We start from the raw sequence: 6395 nt of genomic DNA, 5'->3' as shown, positions 1-6395 counted from the left end.
ATGCCCTGCAGGGCATCATCGCGGCGCCGCTCGCGCAGCTGGGCGATGTCCGCACCCGAGGCAAAGACGCCGTCGACCCCTGCAATGATCAGGACCTTGGGATTCTGCTCAAGCGCGGCGCAGACCACGTGCAGTTCGTCCACCATCTGCTGGTCGATGGCATTCCGGACTTCCGGGCGGTTGAGGAGGACCACCACGCGGTCCTCACGCTCCTCGACCAGGAGCGTGCGGAAGTCGCGGGGGCTCAAGTGTCCGTTCGCGCTTTCCGGGGAGGGCATCAGACACGCTCCAGCAGCATCGCGGTGCCCTGGCCCACGCCAACGCACATCGTAGCCAGGCCGATTTTGGCGTCCTCGCGTTCCATCCGGCCCAGCAGGGTGATGGCGAGCCGCGATCCGCTGGAACCGAGCGGATGCCCCAGGCTGATGGCGCCGCCGTCGTTATTCACCGTGTCCGGGTCCAGCCCGAGCCGACGCATGCTCGCGAGCGACTGCGTGGCGAACGCTTCGTTAAGCTCGACGGCGCCCAGGTCACCAGCGCTGAGGCCGCTCCGTGCGAGCACTTTCTGCGTCGCCGGGACCGGGCCGATGCCCATGATTTCGGGTTCGCAGCCGGCGGAGGCGCCGTCGATGATCCGGGCCCTCGGCGTCAGGCCCAGCCGTGCGATGGCGGCCTCGGACGCAACGATGATGGCCGAAGCGCCGTCGTTCAGCGTGGACGAGTTCCCGGCCGTGACCACGGACCCGCCCGGAACCACGGGGCGCAGCCCGGCGAGGACTTCCAGGGTGGTGCCGGCGCGCGGGCCTTCGTCAGTGTCCACCACCGTTTCGGCTTTGCGGGACTTCACCGGCACCGGGACGATCTCGTCCCTGAAGCGCCCTGCGGCGATGGCGGCGAGGGAACGCTCGTGGGAGCGGACCGCGAAGGCGTCGGCGTCCTCGCGGGTGATGCCGTCCACGCGTGCCACTTCCTCCGCGGTTTCCGGCATGGAGTAGGTCATCTTGCCGTCCCGCGCCAGCTGGCCCTTCTGGAACAGCGGGTTGACGAAGCGCCAGCCGATGGACGTATCGAAGATCTGTCCCGGCTTCGCGAACGCCGTGGCGGGCTTCTCCTGGGCCCACGGCGCACGGCTCATGGACTCGACGCCGCCGGCGATCACCACGTCCGCGGCGCCGGACTTGATCATGTGGCTGGCCTGGATGATGGCGCTCAGCCCGGACGCGCACAGCCGGTTAACCGTGATGCCGGGAATGTGGAGGGGAAGCCCGGCCAGCAGGACCGCCATCCGGGCCACGTTGCGGTTCTCCTCGCCAGCGCCGTTTGCGTTGCCCAGGATGACTTCCTCGATACTGTCCGGGTCCAGGCCCGCACGGGACACGGCCTCCCGGATCACCAGTGCAGCCAGATCATCAGGACGGACCGCCGATAACGCACCGCCGTACCTGCCCACGGGAGTGCGGACGCCGCCAACAAGAAAAGCCTCGACCATAAGAACAAATCCTTTACGCCAGGGAGCCGGAATCTTCGGGGCCGTCCAGTGACCGCCCTATTTACCGACCGTTCGTTCTATAAAGACTACACTCACAGGACAAGGACGCCGAGGTGCCCGGCCAGGAGCGGCGCCAGCAGGCTCAGCTGATAGTCGTCGATCACCACGCCGGCCAGGCTGCCGAGGCCGCTGATGGTCCGGAAATCCGTGCCGCGAAGATCAAAATCCTTCAGCCGCGAGCCCGTCAGATCCAGGGTGCCGATGGTGCAGTTCTTGAGCGCCACGCGCGTCCCGGAGGCGGAACCGAGGTCCAGTTCGTTGATGATGCAGTCGCTGATGACAACGTCCGTCAGCTTGGACCCGCGCAGATTCAGGAAGTCCAGCTTGCCGCCGTCGATCCGGACCGACTGCCAGCCGGTTTCATACAACTCAGCGGAGCCCAGCCGGGGATTGTTCAGCTGCACGTCCCGCCACGTGGAGCGGGCGGCCCGGAACACCGGCGCGTACAGCTCGGACAGGATGCAGTCCCGGAACGTGGCCCCGCGGAGCTGGGTGTCATTGAAGGAGACGCCCTGGAACTCACACTCGGCAAAATCCGTGCCGCTCAGCTCCAGACCGTCGGCGACCGCCCGGCTGTACCGGACGCCGTCGTACCTTTCACCACGCCGGAAGTCCGGGGCCGGATCATCCGTGACATCCTCCAGGCTGACCGGCGAGAGCCGGGGAGCCGTTACCTTGGGGGCCTTTGCCGCCACTAGAGCGATTCCGCTTTGGCGGCGATTTCCGCCAGGTCTTTCGTGAGCGCCTTGCGTGTCATGCTCATGCCCAGCTTGCCGAAGAGGGTCATGCTGACCTTGCTGAGCAGGGTGGGCTTGACGACGTCGGCGCCGAAGGTCAGCGTCAGGTCCGTCCCGCCGTCGCGCTCGGCCAGGCTGAAGCGCGAGGTGTAATCGGCGCCGCCCTGGAGGGCCTTGACCGTGGTGCTGCGGGGAGGATCGGCCTGCGTCACCCACATCTCCACAGTTTCCGAGCGGCCCATCATGGTCCGCGTTTCCTTCCAGCGCGTTCCCTCGCCGTAGGGCCCGTCGCTGAGCATCTGCACCGCGTCGATGCCGGACAGGGTGGAGGCGGAACCGGGGATGTCCGAGATGACCGCCCAGACCTTTTCCGGCGTGGCATGAATGTGCTGGGTCAGGCTTGTGCTGTGTTCCATGCATCGAGCCTAGCCGGGGGCACTGACATTCGACAGGCCGCCGGGCCAAGCGCGGGATCGGGTGTAGCCTCACTGCATAGAGCCCCTACCCACCCATGGAGAAGACCGATGGCGGACACCCAGCAGCCGTTTCCCCTGCTTGGTGCCGTTCGCCCGGGACAGGCAGCGCTGGGCAGCAAGGCGGCCACGCTCAATGAGCTCTCCGCAGTCGGATTCCGTGTGCCGCCAGGCTTCATCGTCACTGCAGAGGCCTTTGACCGGCCCGGCCGGATCCTCGCCGATGCATTGCAGGACGCCGCCGACAGGATCGGTCCGGGACCCTTTGCCGTCAGGTCCTCCGCCACCGCAGAAGACCTGCCCGACGCTTCGTACGCAGGCCTCTACGAGACCTTCCTCAACATTCCACGAGATGACCTCGAGGATGCAACCAGGCGCTGTCTGGCGTCCGCTGCCAACCCCCGGGTGGTGGCGTATGAGTCAGCGCGCGGAGCCTCTGGCCAGGAACAACCGGCCGCGCCTGCCATGGCGGTACTCATTCAACAGATGGTCCAGCCCCTCGCCGCCGGCGTCGCTTTCACCGCCAATCCGCTCACCGGGGACCGTGACGAAACCATCGTCACGGCCGTGCACGGACTCGGCGAACCCCTCGTTGCCGGTGACGCTGTCGGGGAACAATGGACCGTCCGGGATCAGGATGCAGTCCCCACCCGGAACGCCGGCACTCTCACACCAGCCCAGGCGCGGGAGGTAGCCGGGCTGGCCCGCAGTGTCGCGGCCCATGCCGGGGTGCCGCAGGATATTGAGTGGGCCATTGACACAGACGGTGTCCTGTTCCTTCTGCAGGCCCGGCCCATGACGGCCCTGCCGGAGGCTGTTGATTGGGTGGTGCCTGGCAAAGGTCTGTGGTCTCGGAACTTCCGCCTCGGTGAATGGCTGCCGGATCCGATGACCCCGTTGTTCGAGGACTGGGTCCTTCCCCGGATCGAATCCGGATACCTCGACGGCATGCAAGGCGACGCCCGCGTGCGGGTGCCCTTCCGCTATGCCTCCGTTAACGGCTGGTACTACAACGCCCCGCCGGTGCCCTCCCCAAGGCTCCTCGGACGAGTAATTCTGGATAGCCGCGGCCGGGCACCCTGGTTCCTGTTCAACGCCCTCCTCCGCGTCTCCACCAATCCAGCCGCGGCGCACCGCGCGGTTCTCCATGGCCTGGAGCTGAAGTGGCGCAACCACCTGCTGCCCGAGTACCGCCAGCTCGTGCGGAACGCGGAACGGGAGGTTGATTCGGCATCCCCGGCCAGGCTTGTCGAACTCGTGGATGCCGTGTGCAATCAAGCAGGAATCTACCTGTGGTCACTTTCCATCGTCGGCGGTTCCGCCTGGAAGATGGAATCCGCACTGGCCCGGTTCTGGCAGAAGCATTTGGCCGGCCCGCTGCACCGGACAGCAGCAGGTGTAACCGGCCACCAGGCGCTTCTTCGCGGGCTGCCCGGAACCGCACCGGCAGAGGTTTCCCACGCGGTCTACTCTCTGGACTGGTACCACCCCACCGCCGGCGAATCGTTGCTCAGCCACAAGGGCGCTGACCAACTGCCGGCAACAGGGAAGGCCGAAGGCCTTAGCGCCCAGCGGGCCGACGCCGAAGCGGCCGCACGCCAGGCACTCAAGGATCAGCCCCGACTGCTCGCACGATTCAACGCCCTCCTTGAGGTCGCCCAGCACTACGCGGCCCTGCGGGAAGAACAGTCCCACGACCTGAGCCTGGCATGGCCGCTCCTGCGCCGCTGCGCCCGCCGGCTCGGCGAACATCTGGTCGCCACCGGCCTCATCGAGGATCCAGCGGACGTTCATTTCCTGAACCTGAACGAGGTCACCGGCCGATCAGCGGGTACGCGGCCGCCCGTTGCCAGCCGACGCGATACCTGGCAACGGCAGCGGAACCTCGCCGCACCGCTGACCCTCGGCGAAACCGGCAGGTTTATCGGTGATCCGATCGCCCGAGCGGTGGACGCGGCAAGAAGTTCACATGACCTGCCGGAAGGGGCCATCGTGGGGCATCCCGCGAGCACTGGACGGATCACCGGCATCGTCCGTGTCATGCATGGACCGGAAGACTTCGACTCCTTTCTCGAAGGCGAAGTACTGGTCGCTAAATCGACAGCGCCAGCATGGACACCGCTCTTCGCCCTTGCCGCGGCCATCATCACCGACGGCGGAACCCTGGCGGCTCACGCCTCCCTGGTCGCCCGTGAATTCGGAATCCCCGCCGTCGTAGGAACGGGAGATGCGACCCTCCAGCTCCGCACGGGGCAACGCGTCACCGTCGACGGCGGCGCAGGCATCGTCATACCGACAGGTCGCGGGAATTCGGGTTCCCCGAAATGGTAAGCATGCTTTGTGTTAGGCTTAAAAAGCATTGTCAGATCAACGGGAACGAAAGGCGGCCAGACTCATGGGCCTCGGAGACAAGATCAGCAACGAAGCAGAGCACCTGGGCGGCAAGGCCAAGGAAGCGGCCGGCAACGCCACGGACAACGACAAACTTAAGGCCGAAGGCCAGGCGGACCAGGTCAAGGCTGACGCAAAGAAGGTCGGCGAAAACGTCAAGGACACCTTCAAGGACTAGTCCTTCCACATTCGAACGGCGGCGGATTCCCATGGGGGGTCCGCCGCCGTTCTCGTGTCCGCCGACCGCGTCGACGGAGGGGATCGACGGCGGCGGCTACCCTTGGCCCATGGCTTATGTGGACCTGAGTGCCCAGAGTGCCGCTGCCGGCGGTTCGCCTTCGCTCGGCGGATATCTCGCCACGCCTTCCGGGCCAGGTCCGTTTCCCGCGGTCCTGATGATCCACGAAGCCTTCGGCCTGAACGACCTCGTTCGCGGGCATGCAGACCGGATGGCCCGCGCCGGGTACCTGACGCTGGCGGTGGACCTGTTCAGCGACGGCGGCCCGCGCCGCTGCCTGGTCAGCACCATGCGGAGCATGCTCCGGGGAAGCGGCCGCGCGTTCACCGATCTCGCCACCGCCCGGACCTGGCTGGCCACGTCGCCGCTGTCCACCGGCAAGACCGGCGTGATCGGGTTCTGCATGGGCGGAGGATTCGCGCTGCTGGTGGCCCGCGACGGCTTCGACGCGGCCTCGGTCAACTACGGCCGCCTGCCCGGCAATCTCGAGGAAAGCCTCCGCGGCGCCTGCCCCATCGTGGCCAACTTCGGCGGCCGCGACTTCACCCTCAAGGGCGCGGCCGGCAAGCTCGAGACCGCCCTGGACAACCTCGGCATCGAAAACAGCGTCAAGGAATTTCCCACCGCAGGCCACGCGTTCCTCAACGAAACCGACCTGGGCCCCGCGGTTTTCAGGCCGCTGATGCGCGTCATGGGCATCGGCCCCGACCCGGCGTCCTCCCCCGAAGCCTGGCAGCGGATCGACGACCACTTCGCCCGGCACCTCAAGAACATGGACGCCACCCGACCACCATCGATTGCTCCGTAGGGGCCCTTTTGAGTACTCAAAAGGGCCCCTACGGAGCAATGGATGGGAACTTACGACGACGGCGGGCCGCCCCCGAGGCGGGTTCTAGCGGTCGTTGCAACACCCAGAATTTTTGGGAGTTGCAACGACCGTGTCGTCTTTAACGAAAGAAGCTGTCGGCCAGAGGAAGTACACGCCTGACCAGAAGAGTGAGTTCTTT

The 6395-nt window shown here is 66.4% G+C and carries 7 protein-coding genes; 3 read left to right on the top strand and 4 right to left on the bottom strand.

Annotation, left to right across the window (positions count from 1 at the left end; translation table 11 throughout):
- From V6M49_RS04120 to V6M49_RS04105, 4 genes are all read right to left on the bottom strand, one after another.
- On the bottom strand, window positions 1–278 hold a 278-nt coding region (locus tag V6M49_RS04120; RefSeq protein ID WP_332760155.1), incomplete at its 3' end, for an enoyl-CoA hydratase/isomerase family protein.
- A complete protein-coding gene (locus V6M49_RS04115; RefSeq protein WP_332760153.1) occupies window positions 278–1489 on the bottom strand; it encodes a thiolase family protein in 1212 nt (403 codons plus the stop codon). The genes V6M49_RS04115 and V6M49_RS04120, both read right to left, overlap by 1 nt.
- A 92-nt stretch (window positions 1490–1581) precedes the next feature.
- Window positions 1582–2244 carry a pentapeptide repeat-containing protein gene (locus V6M49_RS04110; RefSeq protein WP_141141479.1) on the bottom strand — a complete coding sequence of 221 codons (663 nt, stop codon included), beginning with the start codon at window positions 2242–2244 and terminating at the stop codon, window positions 1582–1584.
- Entirely contained in the window at window positions 2244–2702 is a 459-nt protein-coding gene (locus V6M49_RS04105) for an SRPBCC family protein (RefSeq protein ID WP_104060425.1), read from the bottom strand. The genes V6M49_RS04110 and V6M49_RS04105 overlap by 1 nt, the downstream gene beginning before the upstream one ends.
- Window positions 2703–2810: 108 nt before the next feature.
- Here V6M49_RS04105 and V6M49_RS04100 point away from each other — a divergent pair, with 108 nt between their 5' ends.
- From V6M49_RS04100 to V6M49_RS04090, 3 genes are all read left to right on the top strand, one after another.
- Window positions 2811–5090: a PEP/pyruvate-binding domain-containing protein gene (locus tag V6M49_RS04100; RefSeq protein WP_332760151.1), complete on the top strand. Its 2280-nt coding sequence runs from the start codon at window positions 2811–2813 to the stop codon at window positions 5088–5090.
- Between the two features lie 64 nt (window positions 5091–5154).
- Window positions 5155–5328, top strand: coding sequence for a CsbD family protein (locus tag V6M49_RS04095; protein WP_058931408.1), 174 nt, complete (start codon window positions 5155–5157; stop codon window positions 5326–5328).
- A 109-nt stretch (window positions 5329–5437) separates the two neighbouring features.
- Window positions 5438–6196, top strand: coding sequence for a dienelactone hydrolase family protein (locus V6M49_RS04090; RefSeq protein ID WP_332760150.1), 759 nt, complete (start codon window positions 5438–5440; stop codon window positions 6194–6196).
- Window positions 6197–6395: the final 199 nt, after the last annotated feature.

Origin of the sequence: Pseudarthrobacter sp. (assembly GCF_036675385.1) — a bacterium.
Classification (GTDB): domain Bacteria; phylum Actinomycetota; class Actinomycetes; order Actinomycetales; family Micrococcaceae; genus Arthrobacter.
This window is presented reverse-complemented; position numbering and strand designations above follow the sequence as displayed.